The sequence below is a fragment of the Bacillus sp. JJ722 genome, assembly GCF_036963345.1.
Classification (GTDB): domain Bacteria; phylum Bacillota; class Bacilli; order Bacillales; family DSM-1321; genus Bacillus_AD.
The window spans coordinates 24,074-48,046 of sequence record NZ_JBALMO010000037.1; the positions used below are offsets into that span (position 1 = coordinate 24,074).

General features: G+C 35.4%; 27 protein-coding genes and 1 riboswitch. Of the genes, 7 read left to right on the forward strand and 20 right to left on the reverse strand.

Translation table 11 applies throughout. The features are described from left to right. Positions 1-187: 187 nt before the first annotated feature. The 3 genes from V7014_RS05780 to V7014_RS05790 all read right to left on the reverse strand — a co-directional run bounded on the left by V7014_RS05780 (position 188) and on the right by V7014_RS05790 (position 2,524). Positions 188-1,771, reverse strand: a complete 1,584-nt coding sequence (locus V7014_RS05780; RefSeq protein WP_335505088.1) for a peptide chain release factor 3 — start codon at positions 1,769-1,771, stop codon at positions 188-190. 157 nt (positions 1,772-1,928) lie between these two features. After that, positions 1,929-2,312 (reverse strand): hypothetical protein, encoded by a 384-nt coding sequence (locus tag V7014_RS05785; RefSeq protein ID WP_335505090.1) that lies wholly within the window; start codon positions 2,310-2,312, stop codon positions 1,929-1,931. A 17-nt stretch (positions 2,313-2,329) separates the two neighbouring features. After that, positions 2,330-2,524, reverse strand: a complete 195-nt coding sequence (locus V7014_RS05790; RefSeq protein ID WP_335505092.1) for a helix-turn-helix transcriptional regulator — start codon at positions 2,522-2,524, stop codon at positions 2,330-2,332. 210 nt (positions 2,525-2,734) lie between these two features. Between V7014_RS05790 and V7014_RS05795 the strand changes: the two genes are divergently transcribed. After that, complete coding sequence (locus tag V7014_RS05795; protein ID WP_335505094.1) at positions 2,735-3,199, forward strand: GNAT family N-acetyltransferase; 465 nt, start codon at positions 2,735-2,737, stop codon at positions 3,197-3,199. A 269-nt stretch (positions 3,200-3,468) separates the two neighbouring features. Continuing rightward, on the forward strand, positions 3,469-3,672 hold the full coding sequence (gene cspD, locus V7014_RS05800; protein ID WP_335505096.1) for a cold-shock protein CspD: 204 nt from the start codon (positions 3,469-3,471) through the stop codon (positions 3,670-3,672). Between the two features lie 165 nt (positions 3,673-3,837). Here cspD and V7014_RS05805 read toward each other — a convergent pair whose 3' ends face one another. The 3 genes from V7014_RS05805 to V7014_RS05815 form a co-directional block, all read right to left on the reverse strand. Further along, entirely contained in the window at positions 3,838-3,981 is a 144-nt protein-coding gene (locus V7014_RS05805) for a YvrJ family protein (RefSeq protein ID WP_438824875.1), read from the reverse strand. An 82-nt stretch (positions 3,982-4,063) separates the two neighbouring features. Then, complete coding sequence (locus V7014_RS05810) at positions 4,064-4,279, reverse strand: DUF2922 domain-containing protein (protein ID WP_335505100.1); 216 nt, start codon at positions 4,277-4,279, stop codon at positions 4,064-4,066. 36 nt (positions 4,280-4,315) lie between these two features. Beyond that, positions 4,316-4,534: a DUF1659 domain-containing protein gene (locus tag V7014_RS05815; protein WP_335505102.1), complete on the reverse strand. Its 219-nt coding sequence runs from the start codon at positions 4,532-4,534 to the stop codon at positions 4,316-4,318. Positions 4,535-4,620: 86 nt separating this feature from the next. Between V7014_RS05815 and V7014_RS05820 the strand changes: the two genes are divergently transcribed. Then, a complete protein-coding gene (locus V7014_RS05820) occupies positions 4,621-5,430 on the forward strand; it encodes a glycerophosphodiester phosphodiesterase (protein ID WP_335505103.1) in 810 nt (269 codons plus the stop codon). 52 nt (positions 5,431-5,482) lie between these two features. Here V7014_RS05820 and V7014_RS05825 read toward each other — a convergent pair whose 3' ends face one another. Next, complete coding sequence (locus tag V7014_RS05825; protein WP_335505106.1) at positions 5,483-5,905, reverse strand: GNAT family N-acetyltransferase; 423 nt, start codon at positions 5,903-5,905, stop codon at positions 5,483-5,485. 38 nt (positions 5,906-5,943) lie between these two features. After that, entirely contained in the window at positions 5,944-7,197 is a 1,254-nt protein-coding gene (locus V7014_RS05830) for a polysaccharide deacetylase family protein (protein ID WP_335505108.1), read from the reverse strand. Positions 7,198-7,399: 202 nt separating this feature from the next. On the opposite strand from V7014_RS05830, the gene V7014_RS05835 reads away from it, so the two are divergent. Further along, complete coding sequence (locus V7014_RS05835; protein WP_335505110.1) at positions 7,400-7,849, forward strand: DUF2383 domain-containing protein; 450 nt, start codon at positions 7,400-7,402, stop codon at positions 7,847-7,849. Between the two features lie 8 nt (positions 7,850-7,857). On the opposite strand, the gene V7014_RS05840 is transcribed toward V7014_RS05835, so the two are convergent. The 10 genes from V7014_RS05840 to V7014_RS05885 form a co-directional block, all read right to left on the reverse strand. Continuing rightward, the gene (locus V7014_RS05840; protein ID WP_335505112.1) at positions 7,858-9,255 is read right to left on the reverse strand and encodes an ABC transporter ATP-binding protein; all 1,398 of its coding nucleotides are present in this window, start codon (positions 9,253-9,255) and stop codon (positions 7,858-7,860) included. Positions 9,256-9,275: 20 nt separating this feature from the next. Beyond that, on the reverse strand, positions 9,276-10,319 hold the full coding sequence (locus V7014_RS05845; protein ID WP_335505114.1) for a FecCD family ABC transporter permease: 1,044 nt from the start codon (positions 10,317-10,319) through the stop codon (positions 9,276-9,278). Beyond that, a complete protein-coding gene (locus tag V7014_RS05850; RefSeq protein WP_335505116.1) occupies positions 10,306-11,286 on the reverse strand; it encodes an ABC transporter substrate-binding protein in 981 nt (326 codons plus the stop codon). The genes V7014_RS05845 and V7014_RS05850 overlap by 14 nt, the downstream gene beginning before the upstream one ends. 75 nt (positions 11,287-11,361) lie before the next feature. Beyond that, positions 11,362-11,910, reverse strand: a complete 549-nt coding sequence (locus tag V7014_RS05855) for a cob(I)yrinic acid a,c-diamide adenosyltransferase (RefSeq protein ID WP_335505118.1) — start codon at positions 11,908-11,910, stop codon at positions 11,362-11,364. A gap of 177 nt (positions 11,911-12,087) precedes the next feature. Continuing rightward, positions 12,088-12,262, reverse strand: a riboswitch (cobalamin riboswitch). Positions 12,263-12,343: 81 nt separating this feature from the next. Next, positions 12,344-13,576 (reverse strand): aminopeptidase, encoded by a 1,233-nt coding sequence (locus V7014_RS05860; RefSeq protein WP_335505120.1) that lies wholly within the window; start codon positions 13,574-13,576, stop codon positions 12,344-12,346. A 142-nt stretch (positions 13,577-13,718) separates the two neighbouring features. Beyond that, positions 13,719-14,708 (reverse strand): ABC transporter ATP-binding protein, encoded by a 990-nt coding sequence (locus tag V7014_RS05865; protein ID WP_335505122.1) that lies wholly within the window; start codon positions 14,706-14,708, stop codon positions 13,719-13,721. 12 nt (positions 14,709-14,720) lie between these two features. Continuing rightward, on the reverse strand, positions 14,721-15,731 hold the full coding sequence (locus tag V7014_RS05870; protein ID WP_335505125.1) for an ABC transporter ATP-binding protein: 1,011 nt from the start codon (positions 15,729-15,731) through the stop codon (positions 14,721-14,723). Positions 15,732-15,777: 46 nt separating this feature from the next. After that, positions 15,778-16,707, reverse strand: a complete 930-nt coding sequence (locus tag V7014_RS05875) for an ABC transporter permease (protein WP_335505127.1) — start codon at positions 16,705-16,707, stop codon at positions 15,778-15,780. Then, complete coding sequence (locus V7014_RS05880) at positions 16,707-17,639, reverse strand: ABC transporter permease (protein ID WP_335505128.1); 933 nt, start codon at positions 17,637-17,639, stop codon at positions 16,707-16,709. The genes V7014_RS05875 and V7014_RS05880 overlap by 1 nt, the downstream gene beginning before the upstream one ends. 162 nt (positions 17,640-17,801) lie before the next feature. Then, positions 17,802-19,436 (reverse strand): peptide ABC transporter substrate-binding protein, encoded by a 1,635-nt coding sequence (locus V7014_RS05885; RefSeq protein WP_335505129.1) that lies wholly within the window; start codon positions 19,434-19,436, stop codon positions 17,802-17,804. A gap of 578 nt (positions 19,437-20,014) precedes the next feature. Between V7014_RS05885 and V7014_RS05890 the strand changes: the two genes are divergently transcribed. From V7014_RS05890 to V7014_RS05900, 3 genes are read left to right on the forward strand one after another with little or no spacing between them, the layout of a single operon-like run. Next, on the forward strand, positions 20,015-20,254 hold the full coding sequence (locus V7014_RS05890; RefSeq protein ID WP_438824876.1) for a FeoA family protein: 240 nt from the start codon (positions 20,015-20,017) through the stop codon (positions 20,252-20,254). Further along, positions 20,244-20,945: a FeoB small GTPase domain-containing protein gene (locus V7014_RS05895; protein WP_335505133.1), complete on the forward strand. Its 702-nt coding sequence runs from the start codon at positions 20,244-20,246 to the stop codon at positions 20,943-20,945. Before V7014_RS05890 ends, V7014_RS05895 begins: the two co-directional genes overlap by 11 nt. Continuing rightward, positions 20,942-22,324 carry a nucleoside recognition domain-containing protein gene (locus V7014_RS05900; protein ID WP_335505136.1) on the forward strand — a complete coding sequence of 461 codons (1,383 nt, stop codon included), beginning with the start codon at positions 20,942-20,944 and terminating at the stop codon, positions 22,322-22,324. The genes V7014_RS05895 and V7014_RS05900 overlap by 4 nt, the downstream gene beginning before the upstream one ends. Positions 22,325-22,396: 72 nt before the next feature. Here V7014_RS05900 and V7014_RS05905 read toward each other — a convergent pair whose 3' ends face one another. Together V7014_RS05905 and V7014_RS05910 are read right to left on the reverse strand one after the other, a co-directional pair. Then, positions 22,397-23,245 carry a DUF4097 family beta strand repeat-containing protein gene (locus V7014_RS05905; protein WP_335505138.1) on the reverse strand — a complete coding sequence of 283 codons (849 nt, stop codon included), beginning with the start codon at positions 23,243-23,245 and terminating at the stop codon, positions 22,397-22,399. A gap of 130 nt (positions 23,246-23,375) precedes the next feature. Next, positions 23,376-23,789: a MarR family winged helix-turn-helix transcriptional regulator gene (locus V7014_RS05910; protein WP_335505140.1), complete on the reverse strand. Its 414-nt coding sequence runs from the start codon at positions 23,787-23,789 to the stop codon at positions 23,376-23,378. Positions 23,790-23,973 lie beyond the last annotated feature (184 nt).

The following is a 23,973-nucleotide window of genomic DNA, read 5'->3' on the forward strand; positions in this document are numbered from 1 at the left end:
TACTTTCGTTTTGATGTGGGAGTCTTTGCGCCAGTTAGAACGGGATAAAATTATTTATATAACCAAATACTTTCATCATTTAAATAACTAAACGAAAACTGTATATTCAAAAAAATACAATTATAAAAAGAAGCTTTTCATACAGTCTATCACTGCTGAAAAGCTTCTTCTATTTAACTCTTAGACATTACGCTTCTTTTCCGTCCATCGGATTATAAAGTTTAACATCCGGGTTCTTATCTTGGAACCAACGAAGTGCAAAATCATTCTCGAAAAGGAAAGCATATTGATCATAGCGATCTTTAACTAGGATACTTCGAGAGTTGTTAAGCTTCTCATCCACAACGTTTCCTTCCACCCAGCGCGCCATTTTATTTCCAACACGCTCCATGATAACATCTGTGTTGTATTCATTCTTCATACGATTTTCAAATACCTCGAATTGCAGTTGACCTACAGCTCCTAATAAATATTCTTCCATCGTTACCGTTTTAAATAACTGAATCGCGCCTTCTTGTACTAATTGATTAATACCTTTATGAAAATGCTTTTGCTTCAATACGTTTTTCGCCGAAACTTTCATAAAGATCTCTGGCGTAAATTGTGGTAACTTCTCAAATTGGAATATGTCACGACTCGTTGTAATCGTATCGCCAATCTGATAATTTCCAGTATCGTATAAACCGATAATGTCTCCACTTACCGCAGAATTAACAGTAGCACGTTCATCTGCCATAAACTGTGTTGATGAAGATAAGTTAATGCTCTTACCAGTACGGCTTAAATTAACATTCATTCCTCTTTCGAACTTACCAGAACAAATTCGCAAGAATGCAATACGGTCTCTATGCTTAGGATTCATATTGGCTTGGATTTTAAAGATAAACCCTGAGAAATCTTCGTTAAAAGGATCAATTTTTCCAACTGATGACATTCTTGGTTGTGGTGAAGGTGCAAAATCCAAAAATGCGTCTAAGAATGTTTGAACACCGAATGTTGTCAATGCACTACCGAAGAATACAGGCGTTAATTCACCTTGAGCAATTCGATCAACACTGTATTCATTACCAGCTTCATTTAATAGCAAAATTTCCTCTAGTGTTTGCTCATATAGAGGAGAATCCTTTAATGGATGAGCACTTTCAATTTCACCATCTTCATTCAATGGTAAGTAACGATCGTCACTTTCAGTCTTAAATAACTCAATACGTTTATTGTATCTGTCATAAATCCCTTCAAAATCTTTCCCCATACCAATTGGCCAGTTCATTGGATATGACTCAATTCCAAGTACTTCCTCTAGTTCGGCCAGAAGTTCTAAAGGCTCTTTACCTTGACGGTCCATTTTATTAATGAACGTAAAGATTGGAATACCTCTCATACGACAAACTTTGAAAAGTTTCATCGTTTGATCCTCAATACCTTTTGCCGCATCGACAACCATGACAGCACTGTCAACCGCTGTTAATGTACGATACGTATCTTCACTGAAGTCTTGGTGACCAGGTGTATCAACGATATTTACTTTACAATCTTTATATTCAAATTGCATAACAGAAGAAGTAACCGAGATCCCTCTTTGTTTCTCGATTTCCATCCAGTCAGATGTTGCATATTTACCTGTTTTACGAGCTTTAACTGTTCCAGCGTCACGAATAGCTCCACCGAAAAGTAATAGTTTTTCTGTAATTGTCGTTTTACCAGCATCCGGGTGGGAAATGATGGCGAACGTTTTTCTTGATTGGACTTCCTTTTGAAGTGATGAGTTCATTTTCTACATCCTTATCTATAAAAAATCTAGCCGTATCATAGCTTTAACTAGTCGAATATAACATAATTACAACATTGTTGGCTATCTTTTTAGGATATGAAATTTCCATGTAGAAAACAATTTTTTCTTTGAAATCCCTTTATTTTCCAATTTTCACTTATTTATATTTTCTAGCATAGAAAAATTCCGTTAATGGTAACACAACAAAGGTAAGAGCCACTAGTATAATCAATGGAAGATTCGTCATTTCATTAAAATTTCCTGTTCCTTCTGAAACAAACAGTATCACTGCTGCTAGAACCATTAACACGAAATAACCAATCTTCGCACTTTGAGTTTTAATATGTTGTTCTAATTCATCTTTTGAAACGCCACCATCATGATCACCCCAATTGATCCAATTGAAAAGATAAGATAGTAAAATTCCAGAAGCAAAAATAGCACCAGCATCTATTACCCCATCATTAAACCAACGATATAAGCCGAAAGCAACAACACCTACCACTACTATTGCCATTATAATAGCTACTATTTTTTTCACTTTCTTCCTCCCCCCTCTCACTTGCTTGGCTGAAACAATACATCCACTGTTACACCTAACTGGTTTGCTAAATCAAATGCTAACTGCAAGCTTGGATCATATTTATTATTTTCAATCGCATTAATCGTTTGTCTTGTTACATTGCATAATTCAGCTAGTTTCCCTTGTGATATGGATTTGTGTTCACGTAATTCCCGAATTCGATTGTGCATCTTCTCTTCCGTCCTTATAAACTAACTTAAATAGCACATAATTATTCTCAATAAGCTTTGCTTTATATGTAAAAAAGTTTTTACACCTAAATTATAGAAATTAGACAACTATCTGTCAAATACTTTTTACACCCTATATGCATCATTACTTTTTCCTTTACAATCAGTTACAATAAGAGACGAAATATACACCGAGCAGGAGGATACAGAATGATTACTTTCGAGCCGATTACAGAAGAAACATTATATATTGCTAAAGAAATACTTAACTCCAATCGCGACTACAATATATTAGAGAACGGCAAGCCTGATCGATCAGATGAAGAAGTGAGAGAAGAATTCCTGAATGATAATAGTACAAACGTATTTATAAAAGCCGATGATACATATATTGGTGTTATTGAATACATGCTATTAAATCCGAAAGATGAAACAACATGGATTGGTTTATTCATGATTCATAGTGACTATCATGGATTTGGTTACGGCTTAATAGCATACAGTGCCTTTGAAGAGATAATTCGTTTGGAGAGCACACCTAAATTACGATTAGCAGTATTAGAAAAAAATGAAGCCGCCAAACACTTTTGGGAGCGTGTAGGATATTCCTTCTACGACAAAAGTAAAGTGAAAGAAAATAATGTCAATTGTTACGAGAAAATTCTATCGATATGAAAACGTTTTATATCCTTCACTATAGTTATTGGTGAAGGATTAGCTATCTTTTTAAGTTTCTGATATTTTTAATTAATGAACTTGTTATTTAAGATATACTCATGTATAATATATCTTATCGGTAGCAGTGAAAATTCGCTCGTTATCAAGCATCAAAAAAGAAAGCGTTTATCATTTGTTGTTTGATAATGTGTGAATTTTATTATCTCAACTGGGAAGTAATAAAGTAGCATGTTAATTTTTGTTTAACTTTTAGGAGGATTTATCGTATGACAGTAACAGGTAAAGTAAAATGGTTTAATGGCGAAAAAGGTTTTGGCTTCATCGAAGTACCAGGCGGAAACGATGTATTCGTTCACTTTTCTGCAATCCAAGGAGACGGCTACAAAACTCTTGACGAAGGTCAAGAAGTAGAATTCGAAATCGAAGATGGCAGCCGTGGACCACAAGCTAAGAACGTAGTAAAACTTTAATTTAAACTTTCACTTACGTTTATTTAGACGCTACTATATCAATAGTAGCGTCTTTTGTTTGCAACATGAACTTCCCTGTCAAAAAAAGCTGGCTCTATTTAACGAATACACTTTATAGTGTAGCCATTAATCGAGTCAGCTAACGTTACATTATTCATTGACAAATCAAGGAGAGCCACTGTCCCCTTTCAATTGATCAGGAAGGCTTTGCATCGTGTCTATTAACACATTTAACTTTGCTTCAATTCGATGTAGCAAATAAAGTGTTACTACTATTGGAAAGCCAACATCACTAATCAGAGGTATCATGTTTTCCAAAATCATATCCTCCTTTCACGGTTAATCAGTGGTGGCAGACTCTTTCGTCCACCACTACTGATCATTCTCATAATTAAATGCTATATTCTTGTACCGTACGGTCTACCACACGTACCGCTTTCTTGGCAGCTAATTTACCCGAAGCAGTTGAAAAAATCGCTTGTGCTATTAATGTATCCATCACCGTTTTCACAGCATCTACATCAATCGGCTCTTTCGGATGTTCAATAGATATTGTTGAAGACTTACTATTGTCGGTAGTAAAAACCATCTCTAATGTTTTACCCATAACTCTTCCTCCTTTCTCCCTTTTCTCCAATCATCACTAACCTTCAATACTTTGTAACTCTTGTTGTTCAATTGCATAAGTAGGATGTACTTGAAGACTAGCAATGGCCTTTGCTGAAACAAGAAGTTGTTCAGTAGTTGCAGATGGTTCAATATTAGAAAATGTTTTTCTTGTAAGAATTGGCTTTCCCTCACCATCTACTCCTGTTTGAAAAGTTAAACGCAATTGTTTTGAAAGCAATGTTTCGTTCGCCATACTTTTCACCTCCCTTCACTTTTGTTATATATAAAAGTAAGGAAAAAGTAGCGGGCGTAGAAAAATTTACTGGAGGGATTTTTTACATGTTAATAATCTTGCTTAGTTTGGCCACAATTGCCATTTTGATATATAGCTTTTACATGCTCAAAAGTAAAAGTGGCGTTGCTATTGTAAATCAAAAGCCACCATTAATTATTGCTCATAGGGGTGCAGCAGGAAACTATCCAGAGAATACTCATGCTGCATTTCAAGCGGCTCTTGACTTACATGTTGAAATGATTGAATTTGATATTCAATTAACAAGAGACGATATATTCGCTGTTATTCATGATGAAACGATAGATCGCACAACGAATGAACAAGGGCTAGTAAGAGAATATACGATGGAAGAATTAAAGAAATTAGATGCTGGTTCATGGAAACATTCTTCTTTTGCAGGAGAAAGAATACCTACATTCAACGAAATGTTTGAAAAATATAGTGGGAAAGTTCAAATGCTTATTGAGGTAAAGCATGTTAACAATATTGAGAAAGTAGCCAAGCTATTGGTAGAATCCTTACAAGATAAACCGCATGATGGAATTATTATTCAAAGTTTCAATAGTGAATTCATCAAGGTTTTTCATCAATACTTGCCTAGCATACCTATTGGTATTTTAATAAAACAGCAAGTCAATGGAATTACGAAGAAGCAAGTAGAAGATTACGGTTCCTATGCAAATTATATCAATCCTAGGATTACCAATAGTAGTTCTCAATTACTTAGTAATATTCATAACCAAAAGGCAAATTGCTTCATTTGGACAATTCGCAATGAGCAACAAAAGAAGAAAGCATTAGCTATTAATCCAGATGGCATCGTTACAGATTACCCTGAATGGTTTTTAAAATAATTTAAAACAAAAAAACAGCAATTCCTGAATATTGCTGTTTTTTGTTGCACTATTAACGATATTCCATAACCCAATATTTCTCTTCGCCCAGGTCCCCTTCTTCAATAACTTTCTTCCATCCATTATTCTCGTAAAATTTCATAGCGTTTTGATTTTTCGTCACGCATTTTAATCGAATGGGCTTAGTCATTTTTTCAATAGAAGCACGGAGTAATTTACTACCCACACGTTTTCCAAACACATTAGGGTCGACAAATAAATTATGTATAAAGTTCTCCGGTAAATATAAAGAAGCAAATCCCAAAATATGAGCATCATCTTCAACAAGAATAATATACTCATCTTTCGTATGCTGATCAAAATCTTCTAGTGTCATCTCTTCTTTATTGTCCCATTCAAAACTATTACGGCGAGATTCAAGATAGATTTGTCTTAATTTAGGATAATCAAATTCATTTGCTTCTCTTACCTTCAAACAATCGCTCTCCTATACTTACATAAGCTATAAAACACTTACTCTATTATATTACGACCTTTATACGTTCCATGCAGCTTTTTCACAAAATCATCCATGCTATGACTCGGTGCGATCCCTTGACGATTCAATGCATAACGATCGTCACCTAATTTTACGTTCCCTGTATTCGTTGTAAATGCCATACGGATACCAGCTTCAGCTATTGCACTTACTGCTTCTTGATCATATTGTCCCCAAGGGTACGCTAAATATTGAATATGACTAGGATTCCCATCAAACGCTCCGATATGCTCTATTCCTCTTAAAGTATCACTTAAGATTTCCTCGTAATCTTTCATAATTAAATAAGGTTGTTTAGAAATAGAATCTCGTAAATGTAATCCAAATGTATGTGTTTGGTAATCATAGATGTCACTTGTTTCTCTCATTTCCTTATAGCCAACATACTGAAATGTCATTTCATCCCATGGTTTCGCTTGTTCGCGTACTCGATCACCGATAATAAATTGAGTAGCTTTTTGATTATTGGCTTTTAAAATAGGAAATGCATATTTAACAGTTGAAGTATTACCATCGTCGAACGTAATAGCTACTGTTTTTCCTGTTAAGTTTTGTTCGTTCATTAAATAACGATCAAGCTCCTGTAGAGTAATTGTTCTCCATCCGTTAGCTTTTAAATAATCCATTTGTTCCTGAAACGTTGAAACTTTAATAACCATTGAGTTATTATCAAATGGTGTTAGCTCTGGATTCGGCAACATATGATGATACATTAATACAGGTATACCAGTATCCTCTGTCACTGCCTTCGCACTAATATAACCTATGCGATTACCCACATTCACCTTATACCAATCTTTTGTCTTACCAATAACTGGATAGCGCATATTAATATTTAATACAGCAAGCACTTGTTTCTTTCTACCCATGCTGTCATAAATCGGGGTCTTTGCTTTCGTAATGACAACATCTTTTGGAGTAGTCATTGAATCGACTTGAACAAAATTTGTCGTTTTCTTAATAACTTTTCCATTTTTTTTATCAAAATAGGCATCGTTATTTCCGAATTTTATGTAATAGTACTTATCATCCATTCGCTGTAGTATAAATTGTTGATTAGCATTTAAATTCCCTAACTGCAATTCCTTCCCATCAACCACATCATAAACAGCAGTTGTTTTAGTTACTTGTACATAATTCCTTTGTAAGGCTTCAGTTTCAGGTGATACAAAAAAAGAAACTAAACCAACAAAAACAATCATTGCTAGTGTTCTTACATATGTAGTCATTATTACTTATTCTCCTCTTTATCTATCTCTAAATTATATAGGACTATGCTATAAACCCTAGTAAATATCCATTATTTTCGAGCAATTCTAATATATTGTAACAAAATTAGTCATTGAAATCTATGCCAGCTCCTATTTTAATGTGACAAATTAGAAGAATAGTCCTTCCTAAATCAGAGAAACTATTAAAGAGGTGATTCATATGAAGAATAATGATATTAAAGAGTTAAATGATTTTCTTAAAGGATTATATATGGGTATACATGCATACGAACATTACATTAAAAACAGCCAAACTAATGATGTCAAGAAAGTATTACAAAAGATACAACAAGAGCATAAATTCAGTGCTATGCGAATTGCAGAACGGATTCAAAACTTAAATGGAACTCCAATAACAGATGAAGGAATGATTGGATCGATGATTGACTTCATCGGCTCATTTACCAGCCCTAAAACGGAAGAAAACATCGTCGAAGAAGCTATCCAAGTAGAACAACAATACGGTGTTCATAAAGCTGGAGAAAACATTAAAGGAGATATTAGTGAAGCGAATAAGAAACTCATTGATGAAATCTTAGAAAGCAATAATCACCATGTACACACACTTCAGCAACTACAAGCAAAAGGAAAAGGTGTCAATGAGAATTGACACCTTTTTTAGTTCGTAAAGCGACATAATTCGCCCTTGATTGGATTTAACTTATTATAATAAAGACTCTTCCAAGCATGTTGAAGTAGCTGCATGATTTCCTTTGTAGCACCTTGGACATTATTAATTCTTTCAAACTCAGCTTGACCACATGAACTGATCGTTAACAAAGACAGAGGTTCGTGACTATACGAATGCTCTTCAGCTTTAAGCTGTAATTCCGTTTTCAACGCTGTTAATTGCATTGATAAATTCATAAGCTCGTTATCGTTAAAGTATGTAGCCGTAATAACTCCAAGTTGGTAAGAATGTTTATATGTAGTTAGAATAAGCAAAGCCGACCATGCATTATTCTTTTGATGCAAACCCTCCCACTTCTCACAACAATTCCTCTCAGAATTATAAGCAAAAATGACTACTTCTCCAAAAAAATGAAATTTCTGCTCAGATACAGCATACTCTTTATTTTTTGCAATGCTCCAGCCATCTTCCCACGTGATTCCTCTACCATTTGTCCCAACTGAAATGGTTCGTAACGGTTTAGCAAACTTTAACTCCATATTATGTTGTGCATCCTTCACAGTTAGAAGATTTGTTAAGCCCTCATCCTTTGCCGTAAAAAGAAAAGAAGGTGAAACAAATATTTGATTCTTCGCTACTTCGGGATGTGAATGAAATTGCATATCTACTTCATACACTTCACTGAAGTCCTGTACATTTTCTTCTAAAAACCCATTATATGTACCGTGGAGTTCACCACCGCATAACAGACCTATTCCATCTGCATATAAAGAAGCCAAATTTAAATCATGTAGAATAGCAATGATGGTTAAATTCGATTGCATTTGTAGTTGTTTTAACAAATCAAGCAATTCCATCGTATGACGAACATCTAAGTGATTTGTTGGCTCATCTAACAGCAATAAATCTGGTTCTTGAGCCAATGCTTTCGCTAATAAAACTCGCTGTTTTTCACCACCACTTAAAGCATTATAAGCTTTATCTTTAAACGACCATACTTGTGTTTGCTTCATTACTTGCTCGACAATAACGTGATCTTCCGCCGTATTTTCTTTAAAGAAGATAGACTTCTGATACGGATAACGACCAAGGCTAACAATTTCCTGCACCGTAAAATCTAACCCGATTTCATTTTCTTGCGTCATTACCGCTACTTTTTGCGCTAACTCCCTCGGTTTGAATTTTCTCATATCGCGACCATCTATCGTAATGTCACCGCTATGCAAAGATAATGCTCCCATAATCAATCGAATAATAGTTGTTTTTCCACTACCGTTTGGACCTAATAACGCAAAAAAACGACCTTTGTCTACAGCAAAAGAAATATTTTGAACGATTGCAGTTGAAGCATTATATCCGCCTGTGACATTTTTTACTGTAATCATGCTTTTAGCCTCCAACTTGGTTAAGCATTTCTTTTCTTAAACCTTTGCTTAATAAGTAAAATGGTAAATATCGGCGTTCCGATCAGTGCTGTTACAACACCAATTGGCAACTCTGATGGAGCGATAATTGTTCTCGCTATTAAATCAGCTAACACTAGATAAGCCCCTCCAATTAAAAGAGAGAATGGCAACACATAGCGATGATTAGCTCCAGTTAATAAACGAACTAAATGAGGTATAACGAGTCCAACAAACCCAATTGCACCGGACACCGCAACTGCTGCCCCAGTTAAAATCGAAGCACCAATTAAGATTAGTTTCTTCTTGCTCTTCACATCCATACCAGAGAATTGTGCAGATTGTTCACCTAATGCCATATTGTTAAGCTCACGATAATGAATAAGAATAATCGCTGCACCTACTATGAAAAACGGCAAAATTAGTTGCACATGCCCCCAGCCTCTCATAGCGACACTTCCCATCGTCCAATAAAGAATGTTGCTTATGTCTTCTCTAGGTGTTAGAGCAATTAACAACGAAACAATTGCACTCATGAAAGAAGACAAAATAATACCAGCGAGTATAATCGTTTCATTCGAGAGCTTTCCTGATGCAAAGTTGGTTATGATTAAGACGATAATAAGCGTTCCTAGACCAAACAATATAGCAACTATTGGTTGTGTATACCCAGCAATGAATGTAGCCGGAATTTGAAAGAACATTACTAAAACCGCTCCAAGTGTTGCACCTGAAGATACACCAATCGTATATGGATCAGCAAGTGTATTTCGTAACAAACCTTGAAACGCCGCCCCAGCAAGTGATAAAGATGCCCCTACTAGAAAGGCTAAAACCACTCTTGAAAAACGAATTTCCCAAATAATTAATTCAGTCGTTTTCTCACCATCATAAAAAGACATTCCAAGTAACTTACCTGCAATGATTTTTAAAATGTCAGGGACGGTTATAGAAACCGCCCCAACAAACACACCCGCTATCATTGATACTACAACAAATAGAAGGGTAAATATTGTTAACCAAACAATTTTTTTATTTATAAACATCTGGGTAAATAGTTTTCGCAAGTTCTTCAACTCCGTCTACTAAGCGTGGACCTGGTCTTGTTGTAGCATCGCTGTTCACATCAAATACTTGTTTGTTCTTCACTGCATTTACTTCTGCCCAACCTTTTCGATTTAGCACTTGTTCAGCAGGATTTTTAGCAGAGTCTCCGTACGTTGTAATAATAACATCTGGATTTAACTTAATCGCTTCCTCTTCACTCATTTTAACCCAGCCATCTTGAGCGGCTGCTACGTTTTCAGCACCAATCATTTCAAGCATTTCATTCATGAATGTATTTTTTCCTGTTGTAAAAATGTCAGGTTGTGGCGAAACTTCTACCCATACTTTTTTCTTTTCTTTAACATTCTTAGATTGTTCTTTAATGGCTGCTACTTTTTCTTCCATATCAGCAATGATTTTATCTGCTTCTTTTTCTTTTCCTGTTGCTTTTCCGATTAAACGCATAACATCATACGCTTCCTCAAAAGATGCTTGAGTTCCTTCAGGTACAATAACGGTAATGCCCGCATCTTCTAATTGCTTAACTGCATTTGCATGGTTTTGCAAATGATATTCTTGCAAGAATGCTACGTCAGGTTTAAGAGCCAAGATTTTCTCTAAATTAAGATCTTGAGCACCTACTTTTTCTTTCTTCGTAGCTGCTTCTGGATAATTATCGAAATCTGACACACCAACAATTTCTTCATCTAAACCTAATGCAAAAAGAATCTCTGTAAAGCTTGGTAACAATGAAACAATAGTTTCAGGTTTCTTTTCTATTGTAATATCTTTTCCTGTACTATCTTTAATCGTTACTGGAAATGCTTCTTGCTTCGCATCACCTTGTTCTGTTTTTGTTTCTTCTTTCTCAGGCTCCTCAGATGTGCCACATCCTGTTAATACGCTAAACGTCAATAAGAATAATAGCGCTAGCAAACTAAGACTTTTCGTAAATCGATTAACCATTTTTCTGCCTCCATCATTTCTGCTATTTTTATTAAGTAAAAACTATTGAATGATTCAAGTAGTTACACTTACTAATTAATATTCAATGCCATAGATTGCATCTACCCCATCTTGGTAGTAATGCTTCTCTTCCTCAATAATCGATACTAAATCAGCAATCTCTTTTATTTCTGGTTTTGCATCTCTACCAGTAATGACAACATGAGTATTTACTGGTTTGTTCTTTAATGTCTCTATTACATCAGCCAAAGGTAGCACATCATCGATTGGGAAAGAATCAATACTTAACGCATTGTTCAGCTCATCGAAAATCACCACATCATATTCGCCGCTTGTTAGCTTTTCTTTAGCCGTTACCCAAGCTTTTTTTAAAGCAGTACGATGTTCATCAGGCGTTTTCAACCAAGTAAAACCAATCCCTAATTGAGCTACTTCAGCACCTAATTTTTCTAATGAAATTTGTTCACCATATGTACGTTCTGGAGATTTGATAAATTGCAAAATAACAACTTTCATATCTCTTCCTAACGCTCGCGCTGCTAATCCAAACGCGGCAGTAGTCTTCCCTTTACCATTTCCCGTGTAAACCAAAATCTTCCCTGATGTTTGCTCTTGTTTTTCCATTTCTACATCCTCCCTATTCCATCCAGTAAGCATAAAAAAACCTTGACCATAAAGGCCAAGGTATCACTGAATAGTATGACAAGTCTTGACCTACATTCCCCTCCGAAATATAAGCGTGGAATGTTTTTCTAGAAAAGTAACCAAGAAATCATCATACACTTCTCTCTTATAGAAAAACACAATCACTCTTAAAAAGCAGGTTTCCTGACTTCGCACCATCAGTCATGTAAGCCTTCCCAAAATAAATTCAGTGGCTTACACAATAAATTAGTGATTACAGTAGCGGGGGCTGTACTGGACTTTCACCAGTTTCCCTATTATCCTAAAAGGCACTCTTTAAGAAATATGTAATTATTTGTTCTCAATTCTTCCTCATTTTACTGTACAAGAAGCAAAATGTCATGCAATTGACGTTAAACGAAATGAAATAATGTTAAAATGCCCAATTTCCTTTACGGAAAATCGGCTCTGCTACGCCTTCATCTGTTATTCCATCAATGTCCATTTGATCTGAACCAATCATGAAATCAACATGTGTTATACTATCATTCGCACCATTTTCATTTAATTCTTCACGCGTCATTGTTTTTCCGCCTTCTAAATTAAAGGCATACGCGCTTCCAATCGCTAAATGATTAGATGCATTTTCATCAAATAGAGTATTATAATATAAAATATTTGATTCAGAGATTGGCGAACGATGTGGCACCAACGCTACTTCTCCCAAATAATGTGATCCTTCATCCGTTTCAACTAAATTTTTCAAAATTTCTTCGCCCACTTCAGCTTTCGCATCAATAATGCGACCATTTTCGAAAGTAATTGTGAATTTATCAATAATATTTCCACCATAGCTTAATGGCTTCGTACTAGAAACTACTCCATCTACCCCTGTTTTTAAAGGCATTGAGAATACTTCTTCTGTAGGCATATTCGCCATAAAGTCAATACCTGCTTCACTCACACTACTTGCCCCACACCAAATATGCTTCTCTGGAAGTTCAACCGTCAAATCTGTTCCTGGTGCTTTATAATGAAGCTTCTTGTAATGCTTTTGATTTAAGTAATCAACTTTTGTGTGAAGGTTATCATTATGTTGTTGCCATGCTACAACAGGATCTTCTTGATCAATGCGAGTCGCTTTAAAGATTGCATCCCATAACATAGCCACTCTTTCTGATTCTGGTGCATCAGGAAATACCATATTAGCCCAAGCTTGTGAAGGTACGGCTACAATGCTCCATGCAGTCTTATCACTCTGTACAATAGAACGAAATTTACTTAATGCTTGACCTGTAGCTTTTTGATTATTGGCAATACGATTCGGGTCAATTCCTTTAAGTAAGTCTGGTGACGATGAAATAACAGATAAATAAGCTGCACCTTGTTCAGCTAATTCGTTTTGCTCATTTGCACGATGCTTTGGAAATGTTTTAAACACTTCATCGTCAGCATTCTCATATTTCAACCGATTAATTGTATCATCGCTAAAGTTAACAATTACATTATACGCACCTGCTTCGTACGCTTTCTTGGTAATTAAGCGAACAAGCTCTGCACCCTCTAGCATAGTGTTAATAACTAACGTTTGACCTTTTTGAATATTAACACCTACTTTAACAGCAAGTTCAGCGTATTTCTCTAAATTGTGTTGAAAATCGCTCATATGAACACTCCTTTTTCTAAATCTTCTTTACTATTGTATCATTGTATTAACAAAAATTCTTATATATAAAAATGCACTTCAATCGGTTTGTTATGAAGTGCATTTTCTATTCTTATTTTATTCTTTCATCTTTCTAACATTCTTAATATAAATGACAAGCTACCATATGCCCTGGCTTATGTTCTACCCATTCTGGAACAACGGAAGCGCATATATCCATCGCTTTAGGGCATCGTGTACGGAAAACACAACCACTTGGCGGGAAAATTGGGCTTGGCACATCACCTTTTAATATAATTCTTTCTCTTTTCAATGTAGGATCAGGAATTGGTACAGCAGATAGTAACGCTTGTGTATAAGGATGTAGCGGGTTATTACACAATGTTTCACTATCAGCTAACTCCATCATTTTCCCTAAATACATGACGAGAATACGATCAGATATATACTTAACCATTGATAAATCATGAGCCACAAACAAATAGGTTAAGCCCATTTCCTTCTGTAAATTTTTCAATAAATTAACAACTTGTGCTTGAATTGAAACATCAAGTGCAGAAATCGGTTCATCGCAAACGATAAACTTTGGATTTAACGCTAATGCACGCGCAATTCCAACTCGTTGGCGTTGCCCACCACTAAATTCATGTGGAAAACGATTTACATGATCTGTACTTAACCCAACAAGCTTTAATAACTCTTCCACACGCTTTCGCTTCTCCGCACCTTTAACAACACCATGTATCATCAAAGGCTCAGAAATGACTTCCTCAATCGTCATTCTTGGATTTAAAGATGCATACGGATCTTGAAAAATCAGCTGTATATTTTTACGCAATTCCGACATTTGACGAGGAGAATATTTATAAATATTCTTTCCTTCAAATAGAACTTCTCCCTCTGTTGGTTCATATAAGCGGATAATGGTACGACCTGCTGTAGATTTTCCACATCCCGATTCACCAACTAAGCCAACTGTCTCTCCTGGATATATATCAAAGTCTAAACCATCTACAGCTTTTAATTGTTGTTTGCCGACGGAAAAATACTTACTTAAATTTTTCACTTGTACAAGAGGAGTATCTTTTGTCGAATCTTTATCCTTTATTGCTTGGTTTGTAGTCAAACTCATGAAATCTCTCCTTTATACATTTTGCGGTGTTTTGTTATTACGTGCTTTCGCCATTGGATGATTTAACCAACAAGCTGACGTCTGACCACTGCCTACTACCTCTAACTCTGGATCATAATCTTTACATATCTTCATCGCACAATCACAACGTGCATAGAACGAGCACCCTTTCGGAGGAGAAAATAAATCTGGTGGTGAACCAACAATTGGAGATAGGGCTACATTTCGATCCATATCAAATCGGGGTACAGATTTTAATAATCCTTGTGTATAAGGATGTTGAGGTTTTTGAAAGATATCAACGACTGAACCTGTTTCAACAACCTTGCCTGCATACATAACTACTACTCGATCACACATCTCTGCTACAACTCCAAGATCATGCGTAATAAGAATAATAGCCGTATTCGATTTACTTTGAATATCTTTCATTAATTCTAGTATTTGCGCTTGAATTGTTACATCAAGTGCTGTAGTTGGCTCATCCGCAATAATAAGCTTCGGATTACAAACCAGCGCCATTGCAATCATCGCACGCTGACGCATACCACCTGAGAATTCATGCGGGTATTGATTCATTCGTTTTTCCGGCTGAGGAATCCCAACTAGCTTTAACATTTCTAGCGCTTTCTGATGTGCTTCCCTACGAGATAAACGCTGATGCTTAAGCAACGTTTCCATAATTTGATAACCAACACGAGATGTTGGGTTCAATGAAGTCATGGGGTCTTGGAAAATCATGCTGATATCATTCCCACGAATCCTTTCCATTTCTTGTTCAGTTGCTGATACAAGTTCTTTACCATGAAAACGAATTGAACCACTTTTATATGTCGCAGGAGGTGATGCCAAAAGCTTCATTATCGATTTAGCTGTTACACTCTTTCCGCAACCTGACTCTCCTACTATTCCTAATGTTTCTCCCGCTCGAACTTCGAAGTTAACGCCACGAACAGCTTGCACCTCTCCTCCATACGTGCGGAAGTCAATTCGTAAATCCTTCACTTCTAGTAAAGTATCCATCTGTTATCCCTCCCATTTATTCACGTTCACTGTGAACGATATTCTATTAATCACGTAATTTAGGATCTAATGCATCTTGTAGTCCATCACCAAGCACGTTGAAAGCAAACATCGTTATTGAGATTAATAATGCTGGAATACCTAACTGATAGAAATTCCCTATTAGTATACTTCCTAGTGAATCACTGGCGAGTGACCCCCAGCTTGCTTGCGGTGGCTGAATTCCAAGTCCAAGGAAACTTAATGTTGCTTCTGCAAAGATTGCCGTTGGAACAGTTAATGTCATATTTACGATAATAGGCCCCATTGAATTAGGTACAAGATGTTTACGTAAAGTCCAGCCAGTCTTTGCTCCTGCCGCTTCAGCCGCATGAACAAACTCATATTCTTTCAATTGTAGTACTTGTCCACGTACGAGCCGTGACATTTGTACCCACCCTGTAATTGTCAAAGCAAGAATAATTGGTACAACCCCCGGTTTTAAAACAACCATCATTAAAATAACCATTAATAAATATGGGATTGAATACAATACTTCTGCAAAACGCATCATACCATTATCAATGCGACCGCCTTTTAATCCTGCAATACCTCCATACAGTACCCCAATGATGAAGTCAATTAGCGCTGCCATAATTCCAATAAATAAGGAAACGCGTGCTCCATACCATGCACGAGTAAATAAATCCCGTCCAGACGAATCCGTTCCGAACCAATGCTCTGAATTTGGTGGAAGATTCTTCTTCGAGAAGTCTTGCTGATGATAAGAGTAACCATTTAAATGAGGTCCAATAATGGCCATTATGATTAGTAGAATTATAAGAATTAACCCAACCATTGCTAGCTTGTTCTTTTTTAATCTTCTCCAAACATCACTCCAATACGATAGAGAAGGACGAGAAATCTTCTCAGCTTCTACTTTGTTATCAGTAGCTGGCAAAAATAAATCTTCATGGAATTCAATTTTATTTGACATTATTTACTCTTACCTCCCGTCAATTTAATTCGAGGATCAATGAACGTGTATGCAATATCGACGAGAAAGATAAAGAAAATAAGCACAGCACTATAAAAAATCGTGGAGCCTAGTATAACAGGATAATCACGATTGAATATTCCTTTAACAAACATCTCTCCCATTCCCGGTATACCAAAGATACTTTCAACAATAAAGCTACCTGTTACTAAATTCGCCGTTAATATCCCCAGAACACTAACAACTGGTAATAGTGCATTTCGAATCGCATGCTTGATTACGACTACACTTTTCTTCAATCCCTTAGCTTTAGCAGTTAAAATATAATCTTGATTCATTACTTCAATCATGCTTGTACGCATTAGCCGCGCAATAAACGCTAGCGGCATCATCGCTAATGCCATTGATGGAAGAATCGTATGTTTCCAAGTTGCCCACGTCGCAACAGGGAATATTTCCCATTCAACTGCTAAGAAATTAATAAACAGTGTTGATAAAATAAAACTTGGAACTGAAATACCAATAATCGCAATAACCATTGACATATAATCCGGCCAGCGATTGCGATTTAGTGCAGCTATTACCCCTAGTATCAATCCAAAGAAGATGGCAATCAACATTGACTGTGCACCTAAATGGAAGGAAATTGGAACTCCATTTTCAATATAATCATTCACAGTTATCGTCTGTGACTTAAGCGATGGACCAAAATCAAAAACTAATAACTGCTTCAAATACAGAAAGTACTGAACGTACTTTGGTTCATCCAAATTGTAATAGCTTTTTAAATTTTCATATACAGCCTCTGGCATTGTCCCTTCTTTAGCGAATGGATCACCAGGTATGCTATGCATGATAATAAATGTAATAGTAATAGTTGCCCATAATGTAATAACCGCCCACATGAGCCGATTTAATACATACTTCAACACTATCCATCACCCCAATTCCGTTAAATTATTTTAAGTAAGTCTTGACCTTTTATTTGGGGACTTGCAACCCTCTGATTCAGAACTTGAAAATGGGGTATGCCAACAAGGCGGCATACCTCCATCTTCCATTAAAAATTGATTTAACAAGATGATATAAATCGATTATTTAATATCAGCATACATGAATTGAGGGTATCTATTAATCGGCGAAAACACACCTGTTACTTTCTCATTTAACACATATGGTTTTGTATAGAAGTAAATTGGCATAATTGGCATTTCTTCAATTAAGATTTTTTCTGCCTCATGCAATTGTTTACTTCTTTCCTCAATATTGTTATTTACTTTTGCCTTATTGACTAATTCGTCATATTTAGCATTTGAATATTTCGCATCATTTTGTGTACCGCCAGTTAACCATAAGTCAGAGAATGTCATTGGATCAACATAGTCGCCAATCCATCCAGCACGTGATACTTTATAATCTCCCGCTTTTTCACGGTCAATCTTCACTTGGAATTCAACGCTTTCAAGCGTTACGTTTACGCCCAAGTTTTCTTTCCACATTCCTTGTACTGCTTCTGCGATTTTCTTGTGTGCATCTAACGTATTAAATAAAATTGTGAATTCAGGCATTTTGTCCATACCTTCTTCTTTCAAACCTTCTTTAAGCAATTTCTTTGCTTCGTTTACATCTTCTTTAAATAAATCACCTGTATTTTTTTGAAAATCTCCTTTTGCATCAGGAACACCTGGAGGAATAATGGCATAAGCTGGTGGTTGCTCTCCTTGAGCTACATTTTCCGTAATTACTTTACGGTCGATTGCCATTGATAAAGCTTTACGTACTTTCACATTATTGAATGGTTTTACTTTATTATTGAAGTTATAGTAATACAGAGCTAACTCTTTAGCATTGTAGAAATCCTTTGGTTTGCTTTTTACTAATTGACCTTGAACATCTGATGGAAGCGGATATACTAAGTCCAGCTCATTATTTTTATACATTTGCCAAGCTGTGTTTTCATCTTCAATCAACGCAAAATGAACTTCATCTAGTTTGATTTTATCTTTATCATAATAATTTTCATTTTTCTCAATCTTGATGCTTGTTTTATGCTTCCATTCTGTTAATTTGAATGGTCCATTTGAAACATAGCTATCGCCTTCTGTTGCCCATTTTGGATTTGCTTCTTGAACTTTCTTATTAACTGGTAAATACGTATAGAATGATACTAAATCAATGAAGTATGCTGTTGGAGCTACAAGATTAACTTCTAATGTATAATCGTTTAAAGCTTTAACACCGACTTGCTCTGCTGTACCTTTCTTTTCATTAAACTCTTTTGCACCAGTAATATAATATAACTGATATGCATAGTTAGATGCTGTTTTCGGATCTAGTGCATATTTCCATGCGAATTCAAAGTCATGAGCAGTAACAGGATCACCATTTGACCACTTAGTACCTTCTTGAAGGTTAAATGTGTATTTTTTTCCATCTGGACTAACAGTCCAATCTTTAGCAACACCTGGTACGATTTTGCCATCTGGACTTTTCTTCGTTAAACCTTCTAGCACATGCTCTAGTACCCAAGAATCATGTGTACCCTGTGCAGTACCTGGATGCAATGACCCCGGCTCAGATGAGTTGTTTAATCTTAATATTTTCGGTCCTTCTTTTTTTCCACCGTCTTTCTCTTTTCCTTCATCAGATCCAGTCGTAGTACTACAGCCCGTTATAACTAGGAGCAGTACTAGAAAGAATGAAATAATTGATAATTTAGACTTATTCAAATCCTCTTCCCCCTTATCCTCTTTTCAGTTTGTTTAAAGGCTGATATTACAAGCCTTTCTAAAGAAATATTCACAGCAAACAACTAATATTCGATACACATTAATTTTTAGATTATTCAATTATTTATTTATTTTCTGAATATAAAGTCTATTTGCTATGCACTAATTTATTACTAAACCTCCTTTCTTTTACAAATATAGTTTTACTTTACATATAATTCGACGAAAAATTCTATTTACCTTCAAAAAATGGATTTTTTTACATTTCACTAATTTATTATATTAGTTTTATAAAGTAATAAAGAATGAAAATTTTTAAGTATACTAATCAATCTTACATAATAGCTTTTCACCATAGATGAAATATATATAAATGGCTAAAATATTATAATTTCAATAAAACATATACAATGTTCGTTTATGTGCAAATACCCAGTAAAGTATGACTATCAATTAAAATGTTTATATAATAGTTACATTTTTTAAAATAATGCTATATAATAATTTTAAAGTTGCGTGAAGGAAACTTTTTTATAGATACGAAAAAATAAAGGAGATGTCCAAATTTGAGTACCAAGATTTCACTAGCAGAGTTATCTCCTGGAGAGAAAATGATGATTACCTCGTTACAAATAGATGGAACAATGCGGAGAAGATTATTAGATTTAGGTTTCGTACCTGGTTTTATCGTGGAAATGATACAAGCGAGTCCTCTTGGTGATCCGATTGCTTTCCGCGTAAGTGGTACAACGATTGCCCTTCGTAAAGAAGAATCTTCCCAAATTTTTGGTGAAAAGGTGATGTACGATGAGCAATAAGAAATACAGAATTGCTTTAGCCGGCAATCCGAACACAGGAAAAAGCACATTATTCAATGCCTTAACCGGCATGAATCAACATACAGGTAATTGGCCAGGTAAAACAGTAACACAGGCCATTGGAGCGTTCATATATGAATCTGACACATATGAAGTGATTGATTTACCTGGTACTTATTCGTTATATTCTAATTCAACGGATGAAGAAGTAGCTAGGGATTATATTATATTTGAAGATCCTGACGTAACTCTTGTTATAGTTGATGCGACAAGCCTTGAGCGCAACCTAAACTTGGCTCTACAAGTATTGGAGATGACTTCAAAAGTTATTCTTTGCGTCAACTTAATTGATGAAGCTAAGAAAAAAGGCATTTCAGTAAATGCTCCCCTACTATCAAAACAACTGGGTATACCTGTAGTAACAATGTCTGCACGAAATAAAGTTGGCATTGATAAGTTATTAAAGACCGTTAAGGAAATGGTAAATGGTGAAATACCTTTGAAACCATTTGTTGTACCATACACTGAAGAAGTCGAGGCTCGCATTAAAGAATTGGAGCCAAGTATTATACATTTATTTGGAAAACGATTTCCTACTCGGTGGATCGCTTTACGGCTATTAGATGGTGATACAACACTCTTACAATCTCTTACGGATAAACTTGTTGAGAAGGAGAGAGTGATATTATGAGTCAACTAGAGAAAATAAAACAGCTTGCAGAACAAGCCAACAAAATCGCACCTGATCATATTCGAGAAGATATTGTTGGCAGTATATATAAACAATCACATCGCATTTCACAAGCTACCATTAGCGCTAAAAGCGAGCGTGATTTCAAGACAGAAAAAATTGATAAAATATTAACGTCGAAGCTATGGGGCTTCCCGATTATGCTCATTATGCTCGGTACAATTCTATGGATTACAATCGCTGGAGCAAATGTTCCATCATCGCTACTTGCTGACTTTTTTAATACGATTGAAGGATATTTAACAAAATGGTTTACGATGATGAATGCACCTGAATGGCTTCATGGAATACTCGTTCTTGGATTATTCCGGGGAACAGGGTGGGTAATCAGTGTAATGCTTCCTCCAATGGCCATTTTCTTCCCAATGTTTGCTCTCTTAGAAAACTATGGATACTTACCTCGTGTTGCATTTAATATGGATCGTTTATTTAAAGGAGCAGGTGCACATGGAAAACAATCATTGACGATGGCAATGGGTTTTGGCTGTAATGCAGCAGCCATTATGAGCACTCGAATTATTGAATCACCACGTGAACGAATGCTAGCTATACTTACAAATAACTTCATTCCATGTAATGGTCGTTGGCCAACATTAATTTTACTAGCATCATTATTTATGGCTGCAAGTTTTACCGGAATTACAGCTACATTTGTTACATCAGGTATCTTAATTGGATTAGTTTTATTTGGAGTCACTGTTACATTAACTGTGTCGTGGATTTTATCAAAAACAGCTTTAAAAGGAGTACCTACACACTATACATTAGAGTTACCACCATATCGTCGACCTAAATATTTAGATACCATTTTACGTGCTAGTATTGATAAAACATTACTTGTGTTAAAACGAGCAGTTGTTGTTGCAGCACCGGCTGCTGTACTTACTTGGGTACTAGCTAATATTTACATCGGTGATGCAAGTATTTTAGATCACTTTGTTCAGTTTCTTGATCCATTTGGACAATTATTAGGATTAGATGGTTATATTTTAGCAGCGTTTATTATTGGTTTACCTGCTAACGAGATTGTCGTTCCAGTTCTATTAATGGCTTACTTATCGACAGGGTCATTAACAGAAATAAATGAAATGTCACAGCTTAAGAGCATTCTGCTAGATCACGGTTGGACTTGGTTAACAGCTCTTAATATGATGTTATTCTCTTTATTACACTATCCTTGCGGTACTACATTGTTTAACATTTGGAAAGAAACAAAAAGCATTAAATGGACATTCATGTCATTTATCATTCCTACAAGTATTGCAATTGGTGTAACTATGCTAGTAGCTGCAATTGTTCGAGCGTTTGGCTGGGTGTAATAATAAATACTTAGTCGCATCTATGTGAGAGAGCGTGTCAAAGGTTTGACACGCTCTTTCACTTTCAGATACTTAATGGATTATATTTATTTTTCCAACTTTCACAGAAATAATAAGTTCATTATTAGCAAAAGAATTGTTAATAATCTTTTGACTAACTCCCTGTTTCACAATAGATTGTTTCAGTTGCTGATTGTCTGTTGTAATTCGACCGTTTTTAGTCTTAATATTCCATTTAAAATCATTTGGTTTGATATTGGTAGGTAACGTGATTTTGACATTCCCGTTAGACAGATTAATATTATTCTTTCCTTTAATATTTAACAGAGTCAATCCCTTTAGGCTTCCTGTTTGATTCTTAATAGTAACCTCTCCGTTCACTTCGCCCATCTCGATAGAGCCATTATTAGCAACTACATTTACCGCATTCCCATCAAATGCATCAACTTTAATATTTCCAACACTTGAGTTAAGAGATAGTCGGTTTACTTTCATTACACCTTCAACATCTATATTTCCATTTTTCGTGTTTATTTCGATTTTTTTCAACATATTTGGAGGAATAAACAATTGTAAATGCATTCTTTTAACAAAACCCGGTATTGCATACATCCACTTTTTAGGGATTGCTTTCACATCCAATGTAGCTTGCTCATTTTGATAATCTACTTCTATTTTCGGTTTTCCAAAAACAGGATGATTCCCTTTCAAATTATAATGAAAGTTCGATTCACTTGGATGAAGAGTAATATTAGCAATATCAGTATTAACAACCATTTTCTGCACTTCTTGCAATTCACTATTATACACCCATCCACTTCCATTACTTTTTAATCCAAATGCACAGAAAGAAAGCACCACAATCAAAGCCCCCATTATAATAAAAATTCGTTTCAGATTTAACTTATTTTTGCTATACACTGCAATTTCCTCCACTTATTAAATATTTTAACAACTAAAACATTTAATAAATATAATATATTATCGTTCAATTTTATTGTCAATAGGCGAAAAAAAAAAGCAAATCCTAAAGATTTGCTTTTCCTTTCGTCTATTCGGTTATTTTTTCAAAAATTTGGTTAACTTCGAACAGTACTTTCGTTATTTTGTCTAACTGCTCATCTGAGAATTTAGAAAAAATAGCTTCTACCCTTTTTTCACCTTTTTCAGTAAGAGAAACTCTTACAACTCTTCGATCATCTTTAATTCTGATTCTCTCAATAAATTGTAGTTCTTCAAGCTTATCGCACATATTGGTCGCTGCACCAGGCGTTAACATAAAAGCTTCTGCGATCTCCGTAATCTTCATATGACCATATAACTTAAGCTTAAGCAGCAATAATACTAAATTCTCAGAAAGATTCTCATCATGTGTAAGCAGTCTCATAAATTCATTTGATTGGCTTTGTACTTTAAACATTTCCGCAACTAAATTTCGAATCAAATCTTCAGAAGTTTGTTCCATCATTATCAACCCTTAAAAATTTTAATAACTAAAATATATTTCAATTATATATTATATTGTTATAAAGTGAAACTTTAATCGGTGGGGGTTTTCGTCCATCCCCCGCCCCCGATTATTAGTTGAACCAATCGGGTTCTTACTGGCTCTTAATCTCCCACTTAAACATCTTCGCTTTACTTTCGTT